Origin of the sequence: Blautia sp. AF26-2 (genome assembly GCF_003460955.1) — a bacterium.
GTDB classification, from domain to species: domain Bacteria; phylum Bacillota; class Clostridia; order Lachnospirales; family Lachnospiraceae; genus Fusicatenibacter; species Fusicatenibacter saccharivorans.
The window spans coordinates 252,952-273,258 of the sequence record NZ_QTWD01000003.1 but is presented as its reverse complement, the minus strand read 5'-3'; the positions used below and the strand labels follow the sequence as shown (position 1 = coordinate 273,258).

The window sequence follows — 20,307 nt, the reverse complement described above, 5'->3', positions numbered from 1 at the left end:
TGCGGACAGCAGGCACACAGAAAGGAAATCCGAATTTCCCGAATCTGTGCCTGGAACACGAGCAGGCTTGCCTTTGATGGATCAGGAGAGATTGCCCGTGATATACGGGATCATCGTCTGTGTACGTTTCAGACTGGAAAAAGATACAACTGTGATTTGTTAGCATCGTATAATATCGGAGCGAGATATTTTATCCGTGAAATTTTAAAACCCTTGCCGGAAACGGAAAGGTCTTTGCTGGAGGCAAAAGTTCCTGCAGTAAAGCGTAGAACCTCATGTGTTTATGCAGATCTGAGAGAACTGATTTCAGAAATGGAACTGCGTAAAGCAGCATAAACACAGGCAGATATACCGTGGACTACCTGTTATGTGGAGACCTGCCGTATCCGGCATGGAAGAAGCGCGTATCCGCGCAAGATCTAAGAAACAGGCGTATCCGCCGATATTTTGTCTGCCGCCTAAAGCGGCCGGAAGCACGTGACTTTAGTCATGTGAGGTTCACTAGCGGTAGAGAATTTCTATAAGGGATGTTGTTGCTTTTTCTTTGATTTAAATCGAATGCATAAGAAAAATGTAAGAAAATTTTCACCAAACGTCATAGATTTTCAGAAGAATATATGGTAGTATAGGGCTAACAAAAAAGTATGTGAAAAAAATAACAAAGCGGAAAGGAGATGCAGGTGTATGAATAAAAAATCAGCAGGTATTTTTGCAATGTGTGCTCTGTTGCTGACTGGATGTCAGGGAGCGAAAGAGAGCAGCAAGGAAATTACGCCGCCGGATACCGGATGGGGGAAAACGGTGGATGAAGTGCTTGCCGACTGGAATCTGGATCGGGACCAGGTGGAAATTTTCTCCGAAACTAACAGTGCAGCCGCGATCGCAGTAGATACAGAAGCCACTGTTTTCGGCGAGCAAACTTCCAGAGTCATGTTTCAGTTTATCAACCTCGATCAGATCGGAGCGACGGGAAAACCAGTATTGTGCGAAGTAGACATCACCTACCCGGATGATGCCGATATGGATACCGTGAAAAAAGAGATGGAAAAATCCTACGGAAGTTCCAAAGACTCCATTACCCGCTATGAGCTGTACCAGTCGCTGGGCGACGATCAGCTCCCGGAATATACTTACAAAAAAGCAGATCAGCTTGCCGTCTGGTCCGGCGAGAGCCTGAAAGATGCGATTCCTTCCGATAAGAGCACCGAATACGAAACTGCCTGGGAAGCATACCAGCCTGGCCTTACTGCCGACAACTGGGAGAGCTACACTGAACAGACAAGCATGGCAACCGCCGTATGCGCATACGGCGCAGAAGCATTTCCAATGTTTGAAAAAAACGGTGTCAGCCTCGAAGCTTATCCGGGACTGGTATATGAGCAGGTGAAAAAGTAATATGAAATGTAACTATTCAGAGCCATGCGAAATGGAAGAAAATCGTGAATCATGCTTGCATGAATGAACGGTTTTCTGGAATTTCATATGGCGAGAAGCAACATCGAGATGCAGCGCAAGCGGAATCGAGATGGGGTTCTGAATAGTTACTATGAAATAAGAAAGTCATAAACTCCCGGCAGTGCCGGGAGTTTTTCCGTGCATAGGGAGAAGGAAAAGAGTGTGTCCCGGAAAAATTCATGATATACTGAAAAGAGAAAATTCAACTTTTGGAAGGTTCCCGGAATGTCTGTTTTGGAAGAGAGGTGATTTCCTTGAAACGTATGAAAAAGAGAAAAATCACTGTGTTAGCTGGAGTGATCCTTTGCGTGATTGCAGGATGTCTGGTAAAAAGAATGACGGCGGTGTATACACAGAAAGAAAATCCCATTGGTCCTGAGCGGGGTACGACAGATGTTTTCCTGACGGCAGCAGATTTCATCTCAGAAAAATCGGATCAGGAACTGCTGCAGGAAATCGAAACCTTTGATACGGACAAAGCCGAGATGATTTATCTTTATATCCCGGAAGACACCGGAGCCGGAATGTCCTTTGCGATCACGCGCGAGGATCATCCGGAGGAGATGGACGAAATTCTCTCGACCATTTACGGAGAAAAAATTTCCTGCCAGAAGCCAAAACAGGTATTCAACATGACAGAGAGGATTTTGTATGATTATAACTGGTATGTTCTGATCTACGATCATGAGATGAATCAGATGGCGCTTGTATTTCTGTATTCCGATGATGTGATTGTATACAATGGTCATGTACTTCAGACAACAGAAACGTATGATGAAAGCATTCGCCCGTGTATTTTAAAACTGAAAGAGGAGAATCAGGAAAAACTGAAAAGCGGAGAGGCAACACAAAGAAGGGTTACGATTCCATAGAAAAATAGAGAAAAGCGTGCCTGGAGAACAGACACGCTTTTTAACGTCATGCAGAATGAAAAAGTCTGATGAATATTTGGAAGTACGATTTTAATTTGCACAATTCCGCTCACACAGGAACGCCAGCCCTTTCAGCAGAAGGTTCGGGTCATAGATATGAGGATGTAAAACGAGCGGTTCGACGAAGCGTGCCGCGCCGCCGGTGAGGATGAGGGTGGCGGGGGAGCCGAGTTCGGCTTCGATGCGCTGGACCATTCCGTCGAGCATCGCGGCCATGCCGACGATGGTGCCGGAGAGAATGCATTCTTCGGTGTTTCTGCCAATGATGCGTTTCGGGATCTGGAGGTCGAGCCGCGGGAGCTGGGCGGTCCGCTCGGAGAGGGCGCCAAGTCCCATATCGAGTCCCGGTGCGATGGCGCCGCCGCAGAAGACGCTGTTTTCCCGGATGACATTGAAGGTCGTCGCTGTTCCAAGATCCACGGTGATGACCGGCAGCGGATAATGTGCGGCGGCCCAGGCTGCATCAACGAGGCGGTCGCGGCCTACTTTTTCCGGTTCCGGGATGGAAAATGTCATGCCGAGATCACTTTCGGATGTGACGAGCAGCGGTTCTGTGCCGAACAGATTACGGACACATTCCTGCAGAAGCGTCAGAACCGACGGAACAACGCTGGAAATGATGACGCCCCGAAAGTCGGACGGGGAAAGATTCTTGTCTTCAAAAAGCTGCTCGATCGCAGATTCATACTGGCTGGCAGACCAGGTGTGGTTGATGTCAATCCGGGCTGTGAATTCGAGGGAATACGCTTGCTGCGGTGCGATCCGGACGCCGCCGAGCGTAACGGTTGTGTTCCCGATATCAATGGCTAAAATCATAAAAATACCTCGCGATTATTTTAAAAGTAGAGTTCTTTTGTACTTTTATTATAAAGCCTTTTTGCATCAATGGCAAACAGGATTGGTTGTAATCTGTTTTTCTGTCTGCTATACTTAAAACTATCATAGGAAAAAAGCTGCTTCGAGGCAGCAGAACGGAGTTACAATGGAAAATCTTGACGGAAAATGTGTTGTACTTGGTGTGACAGGCGGAATTGCCGCCTATAAAATGGCAAATGTGGCGAGCGGTCTTCGGAAAGCCGGAGCAGACGTGCATGTCATCATGACCGAAAACGCGACGCAGTTCATCACCCCGCTGACGTTCGAGACGCTGACCAACAACCGCTGCGTGGTCGATACGTTTGCGCGTGATTTTAAATATGAGGTGACGCATATTTCGCTGGCAAAAGCGGCGGATCTGATTATGATTGCCCCGGCTACCGCCAATGTGATTGCAAAAATGGCACACGGCATTGCAGATGATATGCTGACAACGGTGGTGCTCGCAGCGAAGTGCAAAAAGCTGGTCTCTCCGGCGATGAATACGGCGATGCTGGAAAATCCGATTACGCAGGATAATCTGGCGACGCTGAAAAAATACGGTTTCGGCATCATCGAGCCGACCGTGGGAATGCTGGCGTGCAAGGACGTCGGAAAAGGAAAACTGCCGGACCCGGAGGTGCTGCTCGATTATATCGCGATGGAGCTTGCCCGCGAAAAGACGCTCGCTGGTGTGCGTGTCACCGTGACTGCAGGCCCGACGCAGGAATCCCTCGATCCGGTGCGGTATCTGACGAACCACAGCAGCGGCCGCATGGGATACGCGATAGCGCGGGAGGCGATGCTCCGCGGCGCGCAGGTGACGCTGATTTCCGGCCCGGTTTCATTAGCCCCGGTTCCGGGCGTTGCGATGCGACCGGTGACGACGGCGAAGGATATGCTGGAGGCGGTGCGGGAGACATTGCCGGAGACAGACATTCTGATCAAGGCGGCCGCAGTTGCCGATTACCGGCCTGCGACAGTGGCGGATCAGAAGATCAAAAAGCAAGACGGCGACATGAGTATTCCGCTGGAGCGCACCGATGATATTCTGGGATGGGTGGAAAAGAACCGTCATCCGGGTCTGTTTGTGTGCGGATTTTCGATGGAAACGGAGAATATGGTGGAAAACTCGCGCGCGAAGCTGGAGAAGAAGCATCTCGACATGATCGCGGCGAACAATCTGAAGACGGAGGGCGCCGGCTTCGGTGTGGCGACGAATGTGGTGACGCTGATCACGAAGGACGGCATCAAGGAGCTTCCGCTCATGGGAAAAGACGAAGTGGCGGGCTGCCTGTTGGATGAGATTGCGGCGCGGCGGTGATCATGTTGAAGAGTGACTTTTTTTCGTTTCCTGGTTGACGCGGGAAAAATGAATGCGTTATAATAAGCACAGGCGCAGCGGCGCACTTTACTTTTACGAAAACAACGAACGATAGGATGGATAAACGTGGAAACGGAAACAGGGGAAGGCTATGCAGAGCTTTCTTCCGTTTCTGTTTCGTTTTTTTAAGGAGAAATTCGGATATGATATTTGAAACACATGCACATTATGACGATGAGAAATTTGATGAAGACCGCGCAGAGCTGCTTTCCTCGATGCAGGAAAACGGAATCGGGCGTATCATCAATGTCTCGGCAAATCTGGAATCACTGGAAAATACAAGAAAACTGATGGAAGCGTATCCGTTCATCTACGGCGCGTTCGGCCTTCACCCGGATGAGGTGGGCGATCTGAACGAGGACGTGATGGCGCGGATGCGGGAACTCTGCCGCATGGAAAAGGCGGTCGCGGTCGGTGAGATTGGCCTTGACTATTACTGGGACAAGGAGAATCACGAGAAGCAGGAATACTGGTTCCGCCGTCAGATTGCGCTTGCTCGGGAAGAAAAACTTCCGATGATTATTCACAGCAGGGAGGCGGCGGCCGATACGCTCCGCGTCATGAAAGAGGAAAAATCGGAGGAGATCGGCGGCGTCATTCATTGTTTTTCCTACTCTGTGGAGATGGCAGAGGAATACCTGAAAATGGGATTTTATCTTGGCATTGGCGGCGTGGTGACGTTCAAAAATGCGAAGAAGATCAAAGAAGTGGTTCAGATGGCTCCGATGGAGCGCATTCTGCTGGAAACAGACAGTCCGTATCTGGCACCGGTTCCGTACCGGGGAAAACGAAATTCATCTCTGTATCTGCCGTACGTTGTGCAGGAGATCGCAGAACTCAAGGGAATTTCGGAAGAAGAAGTCATTGAGACGACAGAAAAAAATGCGGTCAGACTGTTTCGAGCAGAGGAATAGGAAGCGATACCAGAGGTGTTTCTTCTGTTTTATTTGTTCGGATCAATTCCGTCTGGCCGGACAAATTGAATAGGAGAAAGCGAAAATGGTTGATAAAACAATGATGGGCGACAAATGCGCCGAGCTGGTGCGCGCCGCGATGATCGGTGCGCTCGCAGTGACACTGGGAAACCCGACAGCCGTTTATGCAGCAGAAGAGGAAACGGCCGATCCGGGACAGATTGGAATTGAGATTGCAGGGGAAGCAGCCGTTGGGGCTGCTTCTTTTTGCGTGGAGGAAGATGCGGCGGAGGAGGCACCTGCGGAAGCGGAAGAGGTGACAGAATCGGAAGGTACGCAGAATGATGAGATGGAAGAGGAAAGTGGATCCGAGGGAAAAGAAGATGAGACAGTCCCGGAGGAACCGGAACCGCAGGAGCCTGACGGCGGAGAGAATGCAGGAATGACGGAACCGGGAAAAACGGGCGAGACAGAGCCAGAGGGGCCGGAAAATGCAGAACCGGGAGAGGCAGGCGAGACAGAGCCAGAGGAGCCGGAAAATCCAGAACCGGGAGATCAGGGAGACATGACGGAAACACCGGGAAACAGTGAAATGGATGGACCGTGGCCGGGCGAAGGGGAAGATATTTCCAACGATCCATGGCCGGGGCAGGAAGAAATCGGCGGCGGAGATGGGGAGCAGATGGAACCGCCGGAGGAAGAAAACGGATCTGCAGGAAGTGATGATGCAACTGGTGGGGACAAGACGGCAGAAGTCTCTTCGGATTCTGATTTATCACAGTCTGCGGAACTGCCAGCCGCCGAGGCTGAACCCGTCTTTTCGGCAGAGCAGGAAGCTGAGCGCACGCGGGAAAGCTACAGTGAGTGGCAGGCGGCAGAAGCTGAAAAAGTCACGATTTCCCGTATGCCGTGGCTGTTTCATACGGTTGAAAAAACATATGCTATCGCCGATGTGAATTCCTGGCTTCACGTCCGCGAAGGAAAAGGCACAAATCAGAAAATCGTCGGAATTCTGCCGAAGGGAAGCCTCAGTTATATTTTAGCGGATGCGGATTCTGACTGGGTTTATGTGGAATCCGGCGATGTCCGTGGATTTGTCTGCGCGCGGTATCTCCTGCGCGGAGAAGAGGCTGAAAAAGAGGTAAACCGTTGGCAGGAGGAAAGTTTTCCCATGGCGGAAATGTGGGTGAAGCCATGGAATAATAAGGCGTACACCTATACATATGCAACGACGAGAACACTTCTTTCTTCTGACGAAGCGCGCGGCGAGGTCCTGCAGTACGCGAAAAAATTCCTGGGAAATCCGTACGTCTGGGGCGGGACGAGTCTTACAAACGGCTGCGACTGTTCCGGCTTTGCCCAGCAGATTTTTGCTAATTTCGGGTATACCCTTCCGAGAACCTCACGCCAGCAGGCGAAAGCTGGAACACGCATTCCGGTGCAGGAGGCAAAGCCTGGTGATCTGCTGTTTTACCAGCGGGAGAGCGGGTTTATTTACCATGTCATGATTTATCTCGGTGATGGAAAAGTAATCCACGCTGGAAGCGAGGCGACGGGGATTCTGATTTCAGATTTTAACTATGAGAAATCGACAGAATTTGCTGTGCGGGTGATTTCGAAGGAAATGCGTGAGAGCAAAATAGAAACGGGAGATGTGGATAATGGGAGAAAAGAAGGAAACTCTGTGGATAACCAGACAACAGAAAACGGGAATGGTGGAAAACAGAAGGCAGGAGCAGAAAATGTGCAGAATACAAGTGCAGAAAACAGTACCGCAGGTGATCGGTTGGAAAGCGCTTCGGGAAAATATCTCGGCAATTTTAAACTGACCGCTTACTGCAACTGCGCCGTCTGCTGTGGCCGCTGGGCGGGCGGCCCGACCGCATCCGGAAAAATGCCGGTGCAGGGCCGGACCATTGCAACCGGCGTTCTGCCGTTTGGAACGAAGCTGAATATCGGCGGAAAAATTTACACGGTCGAGGACCGCGGCACGCCGTACGGCCACATTGATATCTATATGGAACGCCATGCAGACGCAGAGGAGTTCGGCGTGCGCTACGCGGATGTATATCAGTCAGAAGAAATCTGATAAAATTTGCCGATCACGGCGGCATGTGCATCCGTGCCGTGGCCGATATACGGAGTCCTTGCAATCGGGAGATCCGGTCCGGCCGCCTGGCGGACAAGCTGCGGCATATCCGGCGTCAGCTGGTCGCGTTCCATCTGGGAAAATGTTCCGAGGAGAATACCATTGATCTGTTCAAAGGCATGCATCATTTTCAGCTGGGACAGAAACGTAACCATCTGCGGAACGCCGCCGCCCATGGCTTCGAGGAGCAGGATTTTTCCGCGGAAATCCGGCTGAAAATCCGTTCCGGCGAGCTTCAGAAAACAGCGGATATTTCCGCCGATCATCACACCTTCCATGTGATCGCCCTGCAGAAATGTGCAAGGGAGGTCGAAGAGGCTGGGAGACTGCCCGGAAAAAGCGTTTTGGAACAGAGTGATCTGTTCGGCGCTGTGGTTGTACAGCAGATTTCGAACCTGATACAGCATCGACTCATTTCCAGTCGCAGTCGTGACAGCATTGACAATCGTTGTGAGATCACTGTATCCCCAGAAGCGCTTGCCGGAGGCGGCGATGACAGAAAAATCCAGATACGGCAGAACTTCATTCGCCATATCGCCGCCGGAAACATCAAAAATATCCGTGATTTCTGGGTCACAGTAAAGGTTCATCAATGCATCCGCCCGCTCCGCGCCCGTGCCGGAAAAGCCGGAACCGTTGTCGAAGAGGCAGGGGCTTAAAACAGGATCGAAGCCCAGCTTCCGCAGAATCTGACAGAGACGCGCCAGATCGGCGGAAAAGGAAGGATGCATGGGGTTGGAGCAGGCGGTAATACCAATTTTATGAGACATAAAGATTCCTTTCTCGGAGTAAAACAAGGAAAAATCTGCATTTTCGTGGCACACCGGTACAGCTTTTTCTTTGAATTTGCAAAGCAGATTTAGAGATCGCCGGTGTTTGCAGAATGCCGTTTTGGACAAAAATTATAAAGCTTTGAGGTCATCAATCAGTGTCTGCACTTCCTCTTCCGTCGTTGCCCAGCTGGTGCAGAACCGCGCAATATTTCCGCCGTCCGCGGATTTCCCCATTGGCTCGAAAATATAGCGTTTTTCCAGAGTTTCCTTCTGCGCATCGGTGAGAATCACAAACTGCTGATTCGTAAAACTCTCCACCCAGAATGGAATCCCCTGCGCCGCAAATGCTTTGCGGAGTTTCATGGCAAGTTCATCGGCGCGGCGTGTCGCAGTAAAATAAAGATCATGCCCCAGCAGGCAGTGGAACTGCAGTCCGAGCAGCCATCCCTTTGCGAGAACAGCGCCGTTCTGTTTCATGTAGGCTTTGAACCGCTTTTTCAGCGAGTCAGCTGTAAGCACAACGGCCTCACCAAACAGCGCACCGCATTTCGTTCCGCCGAAATAGAAAACATCTGTGAGAGCAGCGAGATCCTCGAGAGAAACATCATTCTTCTCTGATCCAAGCCCGTATCCAAGCCGTGCCCCGTCCACAAACAGATACATATCATACTTCCGGCAGACCTCGTGAATCTTCGTCAGCTCCTGCAGCGAATACAGCGTTCCCTGCTCAGTCGGAAATGAAAGATATACCATCTTCGGCTCCGTCAGATACTCCGGCTCACCGCCTTCATAATAAGCCGCCGCACACGCCGCAATCTGTTCCGCCGAAATTTTACCATCCGTATTCGGCAGCTCCAGAATCTTATGCCCGGTATTTTCAATCGAAGCCGCCTCATGGCAGTTAATATGTCCAGTATCCGCCGCAATCACACTCTGCACCGGCGAAAGCGCTGCCGCCGTCACAATAAAATTCGCCTGCGTCGCCCCCGGAAAAAAATGAACCGCCGCATCCGCACAACGAATCTTCTCCCGAATCAGCTCCGCAGCCTTCTCACACCATTCATCCTCCCCATATCCACCATAACTGTTCCCATTAATAGCCCCCAGCGCCTCCAGAATCTCCGGGTGCGCACCGTGATTGTAGTCATTATTAAATCGTATCATCAGTTTATGTTCTCCTTAATTTGAATTTGAAAAATGCTGTTTCCATTATACGGCATCTGAAGGAAAACAGCAATTGGAGAACAAAAAGAGAAAATGCAAAAAAATGCAGAAGGAGGATTATCTGCATCGTACAATATTGGAGCAAGATATTTTATCCGTGAAATTTTAAAACCCTTACCGGCAACGGAAAGGTCTTTGCTGGAGGCAAAAGTTCCTGTAGTAAAGCGTAGAACCTCATGTGTTTATGCAGATTTGAGAGACTTAATTTCAGAAATGGAACTGCGAAAAGCAGCATAAACACAGGCAGATATACCGTGGACTACCTGTTATGTGGAGACCTGCCGTATCCGGCATGGAAGAAGCGCGTATCCGCGCAAAATCTAAGAAACAGGCGTATCCGCCGATATTTTGTCTGCCGCCTAAAGTGGTCTGAAGCACGTGACTTTAGTCATGTGAGGTTCAGTTCGTATAAAAACAGTATCGGAAAATAAGAAAAGAACCGACAGAGAAATCTGAGAACTAAACTAAAGATTTCCCCGCCGGTTCTTTTTCTATGCATCTATTTTCATCCATTATATATTTCGCATTGACTTTTTATATACCGATTGGTATAATGATAACAGAAACACACATAAGAAACCTGCAAAATCCAACAAAATTCGTCAAAATTGCCAAAAACTCACGCAATTCGACCATCACACACAAAAGCAGACTTCTTAAATACAAAATCAACAAAAGCATTTTAAACCAAAACAAATGCCAACTCACACGTAACAAACAACCACCCAAACACACCGCGGCCAGGCGAACTCCAGAGAGCGTCCCTTCCGCAACAAAGAGGATTCAAAATGGACAATCGTCAGCTAATCATGAACTCAGCTCTGACCCTCTTCTACGAAAGCGGGTACGACGCCGTCGGTGTTCAGCAGATCGTAGACTCCGCCGGAGTATCCAAACCAACCCTGTACTATTACTTCGGCAGCAAACAAGGCCTCCTCGAAGCCCTGCTAAACGAGCACTTTCAGCCCATGGAACAAAAACTCATCGAAGCCTCCGAAACCGGGAAAAACATCCCCGAAAAACTGTACCGCATCGCGCGTGCCTTCTTCAACGGAGCCTCCGAAGACCCGAAATTCCATATGCTGATGATGGCACTGTTCTATTCCGGAAGAAAAAGCGAAGGCTTCCGCACCGTATACCCCATGATTGACCGGTTCTATCACCTGTGCGTCGACGTCTTCGACAACGCCAGCGCCGAACTCGGCAACATGAACGGCCGTCAGGAACAATTCGCCGTAGGCTTCTCCGGAATCCTGATGCACTACCTGATGATGACAGCAGGAGATCAATCCGATCTTTCCAACCTCGTCGTCCGGGACGAAGAAGTCTACCGTCTGGTACACCAGTTCATGTATGGAATTTACTCATAACCCAAAAACAAGGAGGACAAACAAAATGGCACCATGGTATGAAGAGGCAGAATTTTATCACATCTATCCGATCGGACTGACCGGCGCGCCGAGAAAAAATGAATCGGAAGAAACCGTACACCGCTTTTCCACACTGGAACAGTGGCTTCCGCACATCGCAGATCTCGGTTGTACCGCAATCTATATCGGCCCCTTGTTTGAATCAACCACACATGGATACGACACAAAAGATTACAAACAGGTAGACCGCCGCTTAGGCGACAACGCGGACTTTGCCGCATACGTAAAAAAAGCCCACGAACTCGGCATCAAAGTCGTCGTAGACGGTGTCTTCAACCACACCGGCCGCGAATTCTTTGCCTTCCGCGACATTCAGGAAAAAAGAGAACAGTCCCCGTACTGCGGATGGTACAAAGGAATCTGGTTCGGCGGAAACACCTGCTATAACGACGGATTCTCCTACGAAGCATGGAGAAACTGCTTCGAACTCGTCAACCTGAATCTCCAGAACCAGCAGGTCCGCGACTATCTCCTTGATGTCATCGACTTCTGGATCGACGAATTCGACATCGACGGCATCCGTCTCGACTGCGCCGACTGCCTGGATTTCGGCTTCATGGAGCAGATGCGCGCACGCACATCCGCCAAAAAACAGGACTTCTGGCTGATGGGCGAAGTCATCCACGGCGACTATGCGCGCTACATCGGAGACGGCCAGCATCTGCTGCACAGTGTCACAAACTACGAGCTTCACAAAGGACTTTATTCGGGACATAACGATCATAACTACTTCGAAATTGCACATACGATCCGCCGCGAATTTGACGAAAACGGCGGCATTTACAAAGGAAAGAAACTGTACAGCTTCGTTGACAACCACGACGTAGACCGTCTGGCCAGCAAGCTGAACGTAAAAGAAAACATGATTCCAATTTATGCGCTGCTGTACTTCCTGCCGGGCATCCCGTCCATCTATTACGGATCGGAATTCGGCATCGAGGGAAGAAAAGAAGGCGGAAACGACGATCCGCTGCGTCCGGCGCTGAATCTGGAAGAACTGGAGAAAAATCCGCCGGCAGAAAAACTTCCGGCATGGATCAAAACATTATCAGACGTCAGAAAAAAACATCCTGCAGCACGAACGGGAAGATACCGCGAACTCATGCTGACCAACCGCCAGTATGCCTTTGCACGCCTGGATGAGACAGACGCTCTGATCACAGCAGTAAATAATGATGAAAACCAGAGTGCGGGAGTCTGGATTCCTGCATCTTGCGACGGAACATGGAAAAACGCGGTAACCGGAGAAGCCATTTCTCCGGAAAATGGAAAACTTTTTGTTGAAGTACCTCCGTGCGGCTGTGTTCTGATTGAAAAAGAATCATAAAGGGGATTTTTTCTATGAAGGAAACTGCAAAAACAACAGCGAAAACCAGAAAAGCGCCAAAAAAACCGGCGGGCTATCAGCCAAGATTTTCTGAACTGGATCAGTACTTATTTGGCCAGGCAACCCATTACGATATTTTCCGGAAAATGGGTGCGCACCTGGACAAAAAAGACGGCAAAGTAGGAGCCTGGTTCACCGTATGGGCTCCGCATGCGGCGGAAGTATCTGTCATCGGCGAATTCAACGGCTGGGATGCCCATGCCAATGTGATGCGGAAAGTCGGCGAGGACGGCGTTTATGAAGTGTTCATTCCGGGCGTGACCGAGGGAATGATGTATAAATATTACATCCGCACACCGGACGGAAGAGAACTGTACAAAGCAGATCCATACGCATTTGCATCCGAAAAACGGCCGGGTACCGCGTCAAAAGTAGCGGAAATCGAAGGCTACCGCTGGGGTGACAGCGAATGGCTGACGAACCGCAAAAAATTTGACGTTCAGAAATCCGCGCTCTCCATCTACGAAGTGCACCCGGGCTCCTGGATGAAACATCCGTGGTCCGAATCCAACCCGGACGGATTTTACAATTACGTTCAGTTCGCACATTCGCTTGCCGATTACGTAAAAAAAATGGGCTATACCCACGTAGAGCTGATGGGAATTGCAGAGCATCCGTTTGACGGTTCCTGGGGCTATCAGGTAACGGGCTATTACGCACCGACCTCCCGCTACGGAACACCGAAAGAGTTTAAATATCTTGTTGATTATCTGCATAAAAATAAAATCGGTGTTATTCTGGACTGGGTACCGGCACACTTCCCGAAAGATGCGCACGGCCTTGCTGATTTTGATGGCCAGCCGCTGTATGAGTACGCCGACCCGAGAAAGGGCGAGCACCCGGAGTGGGGAACGAAGATCTTTGATTACGGCAAAAATGAAGTGAAAAACTTTATGCTGGCAAATGCGCTTTACTGGGTAGAAGAGTACCACGTAGACGGTCTCCGTGTCGATGCTGTTGCTTCGATGCTGTATCTCGACTACGGAAAAGAGCCGGGCCAGTGGGTGCCGAACAAGAACGGCGGAAATGAAAATCTTGAAGCCGTCGAGTTCTTCAAACACCTGAATACCCTGGTGCGCGGACGAAACAAAGGTGTCATCATGATTGCCGAGGAGTCCACAACGTGGCCGAAGGTAACGGGAAGCGTAGAGGACGGCGGCCTGCATTTCTCCTACAAATGGAACATGGGATGGATGCATGACTTCCTCGATTACATGAAGCTCGATCCATACTTCCGCAAATACAACCATAACAAGATGACCTTCGGCATGACCTATGCATTTTCCGAGAACTACATTCTGGTGCTCTCGCACGATGAGGTTGTCCACTTGAAATGCTCGATGATCAACAAAATGCCGGGCGATCTGGAGGAAAAATTCCAGAACCTGATGGTAGGCTATGCTTTCATGTTCGGGCACCCGGGCAAAAAACTTCTGTTCATGGGACAGGATTTCGGACAGCTCCGCGAGTGGAGCGAGGAACGCGAGATCGACTGGTTCCTGCTGGCAGATGAGGGGCATCAGCATCTGCAGACCTTCTTCAGTGACCTGCTGAAAATGTACCGCAAGTACCCGGCACTCTACGCGAACGACTGCGGCTACGAAGGCTTCCAGTGGATCAATGCCAACGACGGCGACCGCAGCATTTACAGCTTCGTCCGCTGGTCACCGACAGGAAAAAACAACCTGTTGTTCGTCTGCAATTTCACACCGGTCGAGCGTCCGGATTATATGTGTGGCGTACCGCGCAAAAAACAGTACCGCCTGATACTCGACAGCTCCGATATGAAATACGGCGGCCCGACCGAAAAACGCCAGGTAGCCTACCGTGCCAAAGAGGGAGAATGCGATGGCCAGCCATATCGGATTGCATATGCACTTCCGGCGTATGGTGTGGCGGTGTTCAGCTTCTAAAATAAGATAGCTACTAATTTTCATTAATATCATGACCGGCAGAGAACGAAAGAGATTTCTTAAATCTGTCGGTCATTGTGTTTTGTGTTCGAAGGAAAAGAGGTGTTGATTTGATGAAAGAAGAAAGAAAAGAGCCGATACAGATTCCGCACATCCAGACAATCAACGATCACATTTCCTATCTTACACCGACAGAACATCCACTTTCGGCAAATGTTGTGATCATCGAGGGTGATGCATTTTTCTGGGTATATGACGTGGGAAATCATCCTGCGGTTTCAGAAATTCTGCAGAAAAAGTCAGAACAGACAGGAAAAGAAATTCGGGTGATTTTATCCCATTTTCATCCCGACCATATCGGGAATCTGTCGGAGATTTCGTGCGAAGCGGTTTACCAGGGGAAAAATACGTTTCGTTATACAAAAACAGGAACTGTGATAGAAGAAGATACGTGGTTTCAGGACGGTGACGTGTGGTTACATTTATTTCCGATTCCATCGAGTCATGCCAAAGGATCGCTTGCATTGGAAGTGGATGAGACGTGGTGCTTTCTCGGGGATGCGGCATATGCGACGCAGAAAAACGGACAGACCGTTTATAATGCCGAGCGCCTGCTGGCAGAAATCCGAGTTCTGAAAAACGTGCGTGCGCCGCATTTTTTCCTAAGTCACAGCGAACCGTTTCAGCAGAACAAAGAGGATGTGCTGGAATGGATGGAAGCGATTTATGAGAAACGGAAACGAGATGAATCATATATAAAAACACCCCAGCGCTTATGACAGGGAGTCCTTCGAGGCTGAATCAGTTATGCCACTTCGGCAATTCACTTTCTTTCACCGAAACTGATTCAAGATCCATATTCGACCAATATGAGCCGATATCTGAACTTGTGAAGTATTCAAAATTGCCCGTGGAAGATTTCAGCTTTCCATTCTTGACTCCATTGCAGACATAAACCAGTTCGTAGTTTGTCCCATCCGAAAGGTTAAATCGAAAACTGGTCACATCTGCGCCTGTGATTTCCTCGACTTGTTTGTCTGTCAATGATAAGTTTTCAAACATATGATACAAGTCTGTTATATCAGTTTTTGCAACGACTATTTTCTTTTCTGCTGATACCGGTGCTCCCGCATAGTGGTACATTTCGACATTTTCAACATCTCCAACTTCAAAAGGAAAGTCGATATGGACCGTTTCTTTGCTACAGCCGACCAGTACCATCATTAAAATCAGAAAGGATATCAAATTTGTCGCTTTTTTCATATCATTGCACTCCTCGTCATGTTTTTGACAGGTCAAGAGTTCAAAAATCCTCTTGCAAGCGAGCTTGCATTAGCTTTTTGAGCCTGGTATCATGATGATTTGAGTATATCATAGTTTAACCGAATCAAGCAAGTCACCTGCTTCCATTGCGAAAAGTAATAAGCAGTGGGTGGGGACTTGCTTGTATCAGGAGTGGTACAAGCCACTTCTGATAAGCTGCGAAGCAGCTATTCGGTTATGAGCAAGTAGCGAAGCGGATTGCGAATATCCGCTTTGACCCGAATCAAGCAAGTCACCTGCTTCCATTGCGCGAAGCAATAAGCAGGGGGTTGGGACTTACTTGATTCGGTTAAAAAAACAAGGGAGATGAAAAAATGAATGAAATTATAGCTTTACAGAAATATGAAAACGAAGCACAACTTGCAAAAGAGCTGATTCGAGGCTTTTGGCTGGCTCATGGTGATTATGTTATAACCGACGAAGAGGCCGCGGAGAATCTTGCTGCCTGGACAGACAAAGGGCATGTGTTTTATTTTATCTTAAAAGAAGAGATCCCCATTGGATTTGTGCATCTCGGAAGCCGCGGGGCGGAAGTTGACTGGATCGAAGATCTTTTCGTACTTCCGGAATACCAGGGAAACGGATACGGAAGTCATGCGATTGCGCTGGTCGAAGCCGAGATAAAAAAGTATTCTGAATCTGTCTATCTTGAGGTAGCTGCACGAAATTTTGGAGCGATGAAACTCTATCATAGATTGGGATATCATTGCCTGAACACTGTGACGTTACGCAAAGATTTTCAACCGGAGAATTTTGAAGTGATTCGCAGCGAAGAGCTTTTGGGGTATCCGTTGGAAGTTAAGAAGTATATTAAGTAGAATCTCACGCCGATTTGCGCAGCAAATCCAGACCTCCCCACCGCCCGCCTCAATGTCAGCCCGGAAGTGCGTCTGTGTCGTCTGGGACTGTGCCCCAGGGCACAGTCCCAGGCGGCGCAGGTGCACTTCCGGGTGTCCGTTTTTTAAACAACCGCAACCCCCGCCATCCCCAGTACCGCCGCAATCGCAAACAGCACCAGCAGATGCACCGGATAAAACGCATAAAACGGATACTTCAGATTCAATCCTCGTTTTCCGTTATAAAAATGCACCGGGATCATCGCCAGAAAACAGGTGATTTCATTCAGGCTCAGCAGCGTAAGTACGGCGCAGCCAATTCCAATACAATACATCTTATTGTTACGCAGGTTATACATCAGAACAATCGTCAGAATTCCCATCGCACTGTAATCGGTTTTCAGCAGTGTAGCAACAGTGCATGCCGCTACGATCACCAGCAGTTTTCCAATGGAAACTTTCCAGTTGGCTCCCCGCCAGTTTGTACCGTCCTGATGCGTTTTTTCATCAATCTTCTGCAGGAAAATCATCATCACAAGGCCGATAAACAGAGTGAAAAATACATTCTGATAATTCAGATAAAACGGTTTTCCCGCAAATGCAAGGTCAAACGGAACTTCTGAAACCAGTGCGAAAATACCAAGATTCAGAGCATACTTTTTCACATCATGTGTATGTAGAAATCCCTCAATTAACAGAAAACAGAAAATTGGAAAACTGATTCGTCCGATGGCACGCATAATCATGTCCGCGTAATAAATCACAGCTGTGTTTCCTGTGGAGAGAAATGATGCGCCTCCGTCCGAAGCGTTCACCGCATCCAGAAGACCACGGGAAATCAGGATTCGGTCGAAAAGTACAGCTGCAGTGTGGTCGATCAGCATACAGACCATCGCAATGATTTTCAAGGTACTGCCGGGAATTTTACCGGCGCTTTTTACGGGTTTCGCAGTAGTAGCTGCCATATAAAACATCCTTTCTGGAACGCAAACGAAAGGCAGACTGTGCAAGCCGTCTGCGGATCAGGTTCCTGTAACGACAAACAGCAGAAAATCCTGCTGTTTTGCCAGAGTTGTAATACTATGATTATACGTTCTGAGGAGGTTAATGTCAAAGAAAAAACAGTTCTGAAATAACGCAGAGTATGGTAGAATCTGCCAGTCGGGTAAATGAAAATAGAAAGCGTCTCCGGGCTCATCCCAAAACGAACGGGGCAGCGTACCAATTCGTAAACCAGAATTGGTACGCTGCCCCGTATTTTAAAATACATCCAGGTCTTTTCCGTTCACGACATATCCGTCATACCCTGCATCCCGGATTTCATCCAGAATCGCGGCATCGCGCCATGCCATCTCGGCGGCAAGGTTTTTGTGGTTATCCTGTACATTCATATGGTAAATCCGGTGATACGTAACGAGCAGTTTCGGATTTGCCTTTTTTGCAACACCGGCAAGATCCGTGCTTAACGTATGCACTTCCCGGTGGTATTTCTGCCATTTTGGTTCGCGGCAGGAGATTCCGGCGGCGTATTCCACTTCGTGCAGCAGGATATCACAGCCTTTCGATTTTTCTGCCACGAGATCCAGCGGAGCGGTATCGCCAGTGATGACGATCGTGCGGTCCGGTGTGGTGAATTTATAGCCGTAGCATTCCAGTGTTCCGTGGCTGACCGGAAAAGCCTCCACCGTAACCAGGTCATCCCGGTAGATAATGCCGGATTCAATTTCTGTTACCTCAACGCGGTAGCCGGATTCGTTTGCTTTTTCGAAACCGTGAATTCGGAAATCAATGTCGGTTTCATAGGCCTGTAAGATATGATCGGTCATATGCCGCAGGCCTTTTGGTCCGTAAACTTTCAGCGGAACCGGACGCTCCAGCACCCACGGGGTAAAAATCAGATCCGGATATCCGGCAGTGTGATCTGTGTGCAGATGCGTACAGAACGCAACGGTCAGAAGATCCGGCCGCAGGGCATCCACGCCGTTAAAATAGGCGGCTGAGGCCTGGCGGACAACGCCAGGGCCAAAATCTACCAGATAAGCACGGTCACCGACCACGACAGCGGAGGAAGGTCCGTTGGCATTCGGACACGCATTTGGTGTGCCGGTTCCGAGAAGAACAAGTTTTGTCTGCATTCTTTCTCTTTTCCTTTTCTTTTTTTGTTTCTGTTTCTGTTTATGATTTTCTGTTACGATTTCTGCTTTTGCCTTATTTCTCTTCTTTTGATTCATTGTTTTGGGTTTCCGGAAGATGCTTAATGGAAATTCCGGTAAATCCATAGAAAATACTGAAAACCGGGGTCAGGTAAAGCAGGAATAAGTACGGGAAAAATGCCGACCATGCAACACCAAGTGTGCCGGCCATGTATACGCCGTAGCCATGCCATGGAATCATAGGACCAGCCATAGTTCCGGAGTCTTCGAGGCAGCGGGAAAGAATTTCCGGTGCAACCTTGCGCTCTTGAAAGACAGGTGCCATCAGACGGCCGGTCAGAACGTGTGCCATCGGCTGGGAGCAGCTGATGAGGCTGGTCACGTAACCGACAATCATCGTTGCAAGGATCATACTTCCATCGCTGTTGATTCTCTTTACAATCGCTTGAAGAATGTGATCCAGTACACCGAGTTTTTCCAGCATGCCGCCCATGCCGACAGCAAAGCAGATAATGGCTACGTACTGGAGCATGCTTCCCATGCCGCCGCGGTTTAAGATGGATTGTAATACCGGTTCTTCGATTGTGGTTGTGTAACCGTTGTAAGCTGTGCGGATGATGCCCTGCAGAGTATCGTGCTGCACAAAATAGGAAACAAATCCGGCAGCGAAGCTGGAAAGACCAAGTGCAGAGATCGCATTTACTTTGCAGAGGAGCAATACAATAATCAGGATGGCAGGGATCATGGTAATCCATCCGAGCTGGAATTCATCGTTTAAAGCATCGATGTAAACGGTAATGCTTCCCTCGGTATAGCTTCCGCTGGTCTGCTGGAAACCGAGAATAGTAAAAAGAATTAAGGTAATTACATACGTTGGAAGGGTGGTCCAGAGCATCGAGCGGATATGATCGCCAAGTTTGGCATCTGCAACGGCCGGAGCAAGGTTTGTGGTATCGGAAAGAGGACTTAATTTGTCACCGAACATGGCACCGCAGATGACAGCACCGGCTACCATGCCAGGATGGATACCCATGGCGTTTCCGATCGCCATCATGGCAACACCTGCGCTTCCGACGGAACCATAGGAAGTACCGGTTACAATACTCAAAATGGAGCAGAACAGCAGCGTCAGAGGCAGCAGCCAGGACGGGTTAATTATTTTTAAGCCCCAGGAAATGATGGTGGCAATGGTGCCACTCTGCAGCCAGGTGCCGATCATGACACCGATGGCCATCAGAAGGCAGAGCGTCGGGACGACCATACGGATGGCATCGTATGCGCCGGCAACAATTTTGGCGTAAGAAATACCGAAAATCTTACAAAACAGATAGATAAAAATCCAGCTTGCAAACAGGCCGATCATAGGACCGCCGGTTTTCAGGCGGATACAGACTGCGACGGATACGATGATCAGCAGCAGCAAAAGCAGTGACTGTGGCAGATTGAGTTTTTTTTCTTTCGTTCCACTCATAAAAAAATCCCCCATTCATAGGTAAAATAATTTGCCCATTCAACGCGTTAAAGTAGAAAAGACATGTAATATATTATAATGGTGAAATGCAGAAAAAGCAAGGGAAAT

The 20,307-nt window shown here is 49.1% G+C and carries 18 protein-coding genes and 1 pseudogene; 12 read left to right on the top strand and 7 right to left on the bottom strand.

From position 1 onward, the window contains the following. From DWY63_RS18245 to DWY63_RS06375, 3 genes and pseudogenes are all read left to right on the top strand, one after another. Positions 1–336 (top strand): annotated as a pseudogene (locus DWY63_RS18245) (IS200/IS605 family accessory protein TnpB-related protein); the annotation flags it as partial. Positions 337–684: 348 nt separating this feature from the next. Further along, positions 685–1,395 (top strand): hypothetical protein, encoded by a 711-nt coding sequence (locus DWY63_RS06380; RefSeq protein ID WP_117801653.1) that lies wholly within the window; start codon positions 685–687, stop codon positions 1,393–1,395. A 323-nt stretch (positions 1,396–1,718) separates the two neighbouring features. After that, positions 1,719–2,327, top strand: a complete 609-nt coding sequence (locus DWY63_RS06375; RefSeq protein ID WP_147341997.1) for a hypothetical protein — start codon at positions 1,719–1,721, stop codon at positions 2,325–2,327. A 90-nt stretch (positions 2,328–2,417) separates the two neighbouring features. Here DWY63_RS06375 and DWY63_RS06370 read toward each other — a convergent pair whose 3' ends face one another. After that, complete coding sequence (locus DWY63_RS06370; protein WP_022461121.1) at positions 2,418–3,203, bottom strand: type III pantothenate kinase; 786 nt, start codon at positions 3,201–3,203, stop codon at positions 2,418–2,420. A gap of 166 nt (positions 3,204–3,369) precedes the next feature. Between DWY63_RS06370 and coaBC the strand changes: the two genes are divergently transcribed. The 3 genes from coaBC to DWY63_RS06355 all read left to right on the top strand — a co-directional run bounded on the left by coaBC (position 3,370) and on the right by DWY63_RS06355 (position 7,629). Next, a complete protein-coding gene (gene coaBC, locus DWY63_RS06365; RefSeq protein WP_117801651.1) occupies positions 3,370–4,566 on the top strand; it encodes a bifunctional phosphopantothenoylcysteine decarboxylase/phosphopantothenate--cysteine ligase CoaBC in 1,197 nt (398 codons plus the stop codon). A gap of 203 nt (positions 4,567–4,769) precedes the next feature. Then, entirely contained in the window at positions 4,770–5,540 is a 771-nt protein-coding gene (locus tag DWY63_RS06360) for a TatD family hydrolase (RefSeq protein WP_022461123.1), read from the top strand. Between the two features lie 85 nt (positions 5,541–5,625). After that, the gene (locus DWY63_RS06355) at positions 5,626–7,629 is read left to right on the top strand and encodes an NlpC/P60 family protein (RefSeq protein WP_117801650.1); all 2,004 of its coding nucleotides are present in this window, start codon (positions 5,626–5,628) and stop codon (positions 7,627–7,629) included. Here DWY63_RS06355 and DWY63_RS06350 read toward each other — a convergent pair. Together DWY63_RS06350 and DWY63_RS06345 are read right to left on the bottom strand one after the other, a co-directional pair. Then, on the bottom strand, positions 7,611–8,459 hold the full coding sequence (locus DWY63_RS06350) for an LD-carboxypeptidase (RefSeq protein WP_147343057.1): 849 nt from the start codon (positions 8,457–8,459) through the stop codon (positions 7,611–7,613). The two genes, DWY63_RS06355 and DWY63_RS06350, sit on opposite strands and share 19 nt — an antisense overlap. A 132-nt stretch (positions 8,460–8,591) precedes the next feature. Further along, positions 8,592–9,626: a threonine aldolase family protein gene (locus DWY63_RS06345; protein WP_022461126.1), complete on the bottom strand. Its 1,035-nt coding sequence runs from the start codon at positions 9,624–9,626 to the stop codon at positions 8,592–8,594. A 93-nt stretch (positions 9,627–9,719) separates the two neighbouring features. Between DWY63_RS06345 and DWY63_RS06340 the strand changes: the two genes are divergently transcribed. The 5 genes from DWY63_RS06340 to DWY63_RS06320 all read left to right on the top strand — a co-directional run bounded on the left by DWY63_RS06340 (position 9,720) and on the right by DWY63_RS06320 (position 15,195). After that, the gene (locus DWY63_RS06340) at positions 9,720–9,923 is read left to right on the top strand and encodes a hypothetical protein (RefSeq protein WP_243001853.1); all 204 of its coding nucleotides are present in this window, start codon (positions 9,720–9,722) and stop codon (positions 9,921–9,923) included. A gap of 551 nt (positions 9,924–10,474) precedes the next feature. Continuing rightward, positions 10,475–11,056 (top strand): TetR/AcrR family transcriptional regulator, encoded by a 582-nt coding sequence (locus DWY63_RS06335; protein ID WP_022461597.1) that lies wholly within the window; start codon positions 10,475–10,477, stop codon positions 11,054–11,056. A 25-nt stretch (positions 11,057–11,081) separates the two neighbouring features. Next, positions 11,082–12,443 (top strand): alpha-amylase family glycosyl hydrolase, encoded by a 1,362-nt coding sequence (locus DWY63_RS06330; RefSeq protein WP_117510881.1) that lies wholly within the window; start codon positions 11,082–11,084, stop codon positions 12,441–12,443. Positions 12,444–12,457: 14 nt separating this feature from the next. After that, positions 12,458–14,416 (top strand): 1,4-alpha-glucan branching protein GlgB, encoded by a 1,959-nt coding sequence (gene glgB / locus DWY63_RS06325; protein ID WP_117510883.1) that lies wholly within the window; start codon positions 12,458–12,460, stop codon positions 14,414–14,416. A gap of 113 nt (positions 14,417–14,529) precedes the next feature. Then, on the top strand, positions 14,530–15,195 hold the full coding sequence (locus DWY63_RS06320; RefSeq protein WP_055225761.1) for an MBL fold metallo-hydrolase: 666 nt from the start codon (positions 14,530–14,532) through the stop codon (positions 15,193–15,195). Between the two features lie 22 nt (positions 15,196–15,217). Here the strand turns inward: DWY63_RS06320 and DWY63_RS06315 are convergent, their stop codons facing one another. Next, positions 15,218–15,679 (bottom strand): hypothetical protein, encoded by a 462-nt coding sequence (locus DWY63_RS06315; protein WP_117801648.1) that lies wholly within the window; start codon positions 15,677–15,679, stop codon positions 15,218–15,220. Between the two features lie 374 nt (positions 15,680–16,053). Here DWY63_RS06315 and DWY63_RS06310 point away from each other — a divergent pair, with 374 nt between their 5' ends. Next, on the top strand, positions 16,054–16,557 hold the full coding sequence (locus DWY63_RS06310; RefSeq protein ID WP_117761329.1) for a GNAT family N-acetyltransferase: 504 nt from the start codon (positions 16,054–16,056) through the stop codon (positions 16,555–16,557). 143 nt (positions 16,558–16,700) lie between these two features. Here the strand turns inward: DWY63_RS06310 and DWY63_RS06305 are convergent, their stop codons facing one another. The 3 genes from DWY63_RS06305 to nhaC form a co-directional block, all read right to left on the bottom strand. Next, the gene (locus tag DWY63_RS06305; protein ID WP_022462626.1) at positions 16,701–17,540 is read right to left on the bottom strand and encodes a TraX family protein; all 840 of its coding nucleotides are present in this window, start codon (positions 17,538–17,540) and stop codon (positions 16,701–16,703) included. A 294-nt stretch (positions 17,541–17,834) separates the two neighbouring features. Continuing rightward, the gene (locus DWY63_RS06300; RefSeq protein WP_117801662.1) at positions 17,835–18,710 is read right to left on the bottom strand and encodes an MBL fold metallo-hydrolase; all 876 of its coding nucleotides are present in this window, start codon (positions 18,708–18,710) and stop codon (positions 17,835–17,837) included. A 73-nt stretch (positions 18,711–18,783) separates the two neighbouring features. Continuing rightward, a complete protein-coding gene (gene nhaC / locus DWY63_RS06295; protein ID WP_117801647.1) occupies positions 18,784–20,199 on the bottom strand; it encodes a Na+/H+ antiporter NhaC in 1,416 nt (471 codons plus the stop codon). Positions 20,200–20,307 lie beyond the last annotated feature (108 nt).

Excerpts from the sequence above, each read along its gene's own strand:
- DWY63_RS06380 (WP_117801653.1), top strand. The coding sequence starts at position 685 with ATGAATAAAAAATCAGCAGGTATTTTTGCAATGTGTGCTCTGTTGCTG.
- DWY63_RS06375 (WP_147341997.1), top strand. The coding sequence starts at position 1,719 with ATGAAAAAGAGAAAAATCACTGTGTTAGCTGGAGTGATCCTTTGCGTG.
- DWY63_RS06370 (WP_022461121.1), bottom strand. The coding sequence starts at position 3,203 with ATGATTTTAGCCATTGATATCGGGAACACAACCGTTACGCTCGGCGGC.
- coaBC (WP_117801651.1), top strand. The coding sequence starts at position 3,370 with ATGGAAAATCTTGACGGAAAATGTGTTGTACTTGGTGTGACAGGCGGA.
- DWY63_RS06360 (WP_022461123.1), top strand. The coding sequence starts at position 4,770 with ATGATATTTGAAACACATGCACATTATGACGATGAGAAATTTGATGAA.
- DWY63_RS06355 (WP_117801650.1), top strand. The coding sequence starts at position 5,626 with ATGGTTGATAAAACAATGATGGGCGACAAATGCGCCGAGCTGGTGCGC.
- DWY63_RS06350 (WP_147343057.1), bottom strand. The coding sequence starts at position 8,459 with ATGTCTCATAAAATTGGTATTACCGCCTGCTCCAACCCCATGCATCCT.
- DWY63_RS06345 (WP_022461126.1), bottom strand. The coding sequence starts at position 9,626 with ATGATACGATTTAATAATGACTACAATCACGGTGCGCACCCGGAGATT.
- DWY63_RS06340 (WP_243001853.1), top strand. The coding sequence starts at position 9,720 with ATGCAAAAAAATGCAGAAGGAGGATTATCTGCATCGTACAATATTGGA.
- DWY63_RS06335 (WP_022461597.1), top strand. The coding sequence starts at position 10,475 with ATGGACAATCGTCAGCTAATCATGAACTCAGCTCTGACCCTCTTCTAC.
- DWY63_RS06330 (WP_117510881.1), top strand. The coding sequence starts at position 11,082 with ATGGCACCATGGTATGAAGAGGCAGAATTTTATCACATCTATCCGATC.
- glgB (WP_117510883.1), top strand. The coding sequence starts at position 12,458 with ATGAAGGAAACTGCAAAAACAACAGCGAAAACCAGAAAAGCGCCAAAA.
- DWY63_RS06320 (WP_055225761.1), top strand. The coding sequence starts at position 14,530 with ATGAAAGAAGAAAGAAAAGAGCCGATACAGATTCCGCACATCCAGACA.
- DWY63_RS06315 (WP_117801648.1), bottom strand. The coding sequence starts at position 15,679 with ATGAAAAAAGCGACAAATTTGATATCCTTTCTGATTTTAATGATGGTA.
- DWY63_RS06310 (WP_117761329.1), top strand. The coding sequence starts at position 16,054 with ATGAATGAAATTATAGCTTTACAGAAATATGAAAACGAAGCACAACTT.
- DWY63_RS06305 (WP_022462626.1), bottom strand. The coding sequence starts at position 17,540 with ATGGCAGCTACTACTGCGAAACCCGTAAAAAGCGCCGGTAAAATTCCC.
- DWY63_RS06300 (WP_117801662.1), bottom strand. The coding sequence starts at position 18,710 with ATGCAGACAAAACTTGTTCTTCTCGGAACCGGCACACCAAATGCGTGT.
- nhaC (WP_117801647.1), bottom strand. The coding sequence starts at position 20,199 with ATGAGTGGAACGAAAGAAAAAAAACTCAATCTGCCACAGTCACTGCTT.